Below are 3939 nucleotides of genomic sequence, written 5' to 3'. Positions count from 1 at the left end.
ATCGTAACCTGACCTTCTACATTCTGCTGTTTGCTCTTATAGCTTGCCTTGTCTTGCAAACTCTCGATATTCAGCGCTTTGGCATCGACTTGTACTTACTGCACACTAAAAATAAAATTTAGTGTGTTTAAAATAAAACCAACTTTTACTTTTATGTCGATTCAAAGAAATCATGTTGATTTCTCTGTATCAGGACTTATCTTAATAATAATTAATATTTTTTTGTAAAAAAAACCTCATTATCTTCAAGATTATCATCATCAATAAGAACAGGTATTGCAAATGAATTATTAAAAAACAAATAATCTCCATCGATATTTTCTATATAAACACCTCCATCCCACTTATTTTCACCAAATAATTTCTTTAATCTCTCCACCATCGTTTTTGGGCTTTGATCTTCAATTCTATAAAGATCAACAATGGTTTTAGCATCTCCATTTAGATATCTATATGTACATAAACATTTAATTTTTTCATCAACATTCAAATACTCCCCATTGAAAAAATCATCCTGTTCAAATACTTTTATTTCAGAATTTTTTATATTAAAAACTTCATGGATAAAATTTTCAATTAAGGTTGTATCCAATTTTCTTTCGAAAAAAACACTCATTTTGAATTTTCCTTTAAAACTTTAAGTGCAGCACTTCTTGCCTGTGGTGTAATCTTCATACTCTTTAAAATAGTTTCAGCTGTATCAGTTCTACCAAATTTATTATAAACACCTAATGCATTATAAGCCCCTCTATCCAGCGCATGAACACCTGGTCCAGAATGAGGATACAATTGGCCGTTACTTTTTTCGGCATAAACCCTTCCGTTCGGAAGTTTATGTAGAAGATCACCTGAATTAGAGTCTCTACCAATATTTCTTGCACTCCCACTTTTAATCAGTTGAGTATCTTTATCCATATTTACTGACCGAGTTACTACAGTATTATTTTCTTTCGTTTGAGATCTTTGTGTAACAGATGAAGCATTATGCCTACTATTTGGTGCTCTGATATTATCTAAAGACTCATCTTGCCCATCATCAGGTTCAGGTGGCATACCTGTTGCGGAATTACCAGAAGTTGATGGTAATGGCTTTGGTGTAGACTTTTTGTCTTTATCCTCAGATTGCTCACTTAAGATTGCAACTCCTACTGCTCCTAATGCATTAACTGTCGCACTTACACAAGCTGGACTTTTTGCACATGCGCCTGCTGCCATTGCAAGCACCTCTCCAGCCCCGACAATAAGAGGATAATAGCTATCCGTTGCCTCAACTTTTTGGCTTTGTGAAAGCTCTATAATCAAGTTTCCAAATAGTAGTTGATCTTCTGGACTGAGTTTTTGATTTTCTTGCTCAATTTTATTTGCTATGGCATGTGCCTGTTTCGCCCCATCTATTGCCTGCCCTGTAGCTTCAAGTGCTTGTACAATATTACCAACTGTAATTCCAGCTTCTTGACGATTGGCATCAAACTTTTTGGTCACATCCATCTGTAGATTAATTTCTTTCTGAACCTTGTCCTTATCAAACACATTGTTCAGCGCACCACTGTTCTATAGTTACACTTAACTCGCTCCCTTTTTACTTAACTCCAGCTTCAACCAATCATAATTAATATCAATCATTTTTTTATAATTTTCTTCTGTATAATAATCAGAAGCATCTACATTGTTATTTACACCTTGAATCATATGTGGTGAATTCTTTGGCTGTCCCCAATCAATCCAAAAATTTGATAACTCTAATAAGCCATACACTGGGTCTAAGCTCAGCCCGTTAAGCTTCAAGTCCAAACAAACTAATGACCACTTATGAGACGATTTTGGAATATCAATATTTAAAGTATTTACTACTTTTCTCAACAGATTTAAAATATCATCTCTTGAAGTATCTTTATCTATAACTAACAATTCATTTAAGACATCAGATAATTCGTTGGCAATAACCTCTGTCTTTAGAAAGTAATCTTCTAGAAAACTACTTACCATCTCATTACTTAAACAACCATATTCTGGAACTCCTATATATCCAATATAGATAGTTCCAAACTTATCAAAATTAAGCTGTTTAATTTTTTCATATGCTTGAGTTATCATGGTTTAGTTGGTATCCCTACAATTACTCCATTTTATTAACATATGGTATTAAAGATTTTAATGTTTCAATTAAGACCCCTTTACGTAAAATCACTTCCGAATATGTTTTTTCATAATCAACAGTGTAAAACAATCTTTCAAAATCCCCATCAAAACCTAATACTAGGCCAAAACCAAATTGAAATAACTCGCCAGTATCTAACCACACTAAATTTTCACTTTCAAATGCAGTAAAATCTATTTCTTCTATTGCGACATTTCCTAAATCATTTTTCAATGCGTTAATTTCCACAACATTACTAATTAAAGCATTAAAAACAGAACTTAATGTAATATTAATTCCTTTTGCTGGATAACATAGATCATTAATCCAAAAATTAAATACTCCTAGATTTAAATTATCTTCCTGGGAAAAAACTACATCCCACTGTATAAAAAAATCATCACTATGTTTTAATATCATTTTAACACCTTAGTAGACCAACCATTTTTACGCAAAATTGCTTTAGTTTTATTATCCAAAATTAATGGATTACGACTATCACCCGTACTTCCAGCCCAGTGGTAAGTATTAGATCCAGTTCCTTCATATGTAAATTGGTGTACATTTCCATTTGAGTCTAGAGTAAACCGCTTGTTTGAATTTCCTCCTATTGGAATAGATTTCTCAAATAGTTCTAAGGAATTTTTAGGTTCAATACCTGCATTAGGGCGATTACCAACCCCACCCAAAGTATGTTTTGAGTTTGATTTATAAGTCAAATTGTTATTTGCAACAATAGCATCCGCTACGGGGAGCATATTATTTGGCTTATTATTACCCTTTACTATTTTTTTACTACCAGCAACACCAGATGCGGCCATTGCTAAAAGCTGGGCTTGCTCATCTGTGATATTAAATTTAACCTTTAATTGTCGTGCAATCTCTTGATTAAAAACAATTCCTTCGGCTTGAATCTGCTGAGATAGTAATCCTTGTTGATAAAGTCCAGGAATATCTTTTGACCGATCAAGTTGCTTTTTAATATCTTCACGCGCATTAATAATAAAACCATATTTTTCTTTGCATAAGACAGCATCTATTGAACAAATTGCTGATAATGTTTCATCTTGCGTTATTGATAAATTTTTATACTTTTCTATAGTTTGACTACAATTGTTATTTTTCTTACAGTCTTTCATTTCCCTATTAAATTCATCAATTTGTTTTACAGTTAAATAATTATTCTCCACCGCATTCTGTGCAGATTGTCCACCTTGAACCGTACTTGATACATCACCTGTGGTTGCACCAACAGCACTACCTGCTAAACCGACAATTGAGCTAATTGTAGATTTCTCACTTGCGGTTAGATCTTTAGCTTTCTTACCATACAAATACTCAGCAAGTAACGGCGCTGCGGCCTCAGCACCACCTGCTGCAATACCCGCACTCAAGGCATTATTACCACCTGTTGCGGCAACTGCTGCACCTAAAATCGTATGTGCCAAGATATGCGCTGCACTACCTTCAGCATCTTTGCCCTTAAAGTATTGACCAATTTCATAGCTTGCAGCTGGACTCAATGTCGAGGCTGCAATACCTGCACCACTCGCAGTATGTGCGGACAAGCCTGCCGACACCATATCTAATAACACACCCGCTTTTTGCCACTGGCTGGCATCTTTCCTAAAAATTTTTACTCTATTTTTCCAGACCAGAGGCAAAATCTATACATAAAAAAAGCCGCATTTGAAATACGGCTAGAATTAACATTTTATAACTACTTTCGTTAAAATTCTAAAAATACTCAATGACTGTTAAAATGATTAGTTACATAAACAAAATATTTACACTTAACACAC

At 34.0% G+C, this 3939-nt stretch carries 4 protein-coding genes and 1 pseudogene; all 5 read right to left on the bottom strand.

The genetic code is table 11. From position 1 onward, the window contains the following. Window positions 1-211: 211 nt before the first annotated feature. Complete coding sequence (locus F993_RS14035; RefSeq protein ID WP_004653210.1) at window positions 212-616, bottom strand: hypothetical protein; 405 nt, start codon at window positions 614-616, stop codon at window positions 212-214. Further along, window positions 613-1530: a hypothetical protein gene (locus F993_RS19855; protein ID WP_004653209.1), complete on the bottom strand. Its 918-nt coding sequence runs from the start codon at window positions 1528-1530 to the stop codon at window positions 613-615. Before F993_RS19855 ends, F993_RS14035 begins: the two co-directional genes overlap by 4 nt. Window positions 1531-1563: 33 nt before the next feature. Further along, entirely contained in the window at window positions 1564-2094 is a 531-nt protein-coding gene (locus F993_RS14040; protein WP_004653208.1) for a DUF2247 family protein, read from the bottom strand. Between the two features lie 22 nt (window positions 2095-2116). Continuing rightward, entirely contained in the window at window positions 2117-2557 is a 441-nt protein-coding gene (locus tag F993_RS14045) for an Imm42 family immunity protein (protein WP_004653206.1), read from the bottom strand. A 742-nt stretch (window positions 2558-3299) separates the two neighbouring features. Continuing rightward, window positions 3300-3744: pseudogene (locus tag F993_RS20890) on the bottom strand (VENN motif pre-toxin domain-containing protein); the annotation flags it as partial. Window positions 3745-3939: the final 195 nt, after the last annotated feature.

Origin of the sequence: Acinetobacter proteolyticus (assembly GCF_000367945.1) — a bacterium.
Lineage (GTDB): Bacteria > Pseudomonadota > Gammaproteobacteria > Pseudomonadales > Moraxellaceae > Acinetobacter > Acinetobacter proteolyticus.
Note: the sequence above shows the minus strand (reverse complement) of the source record. Positions and strands in the feature narration are given on the sequence as shown.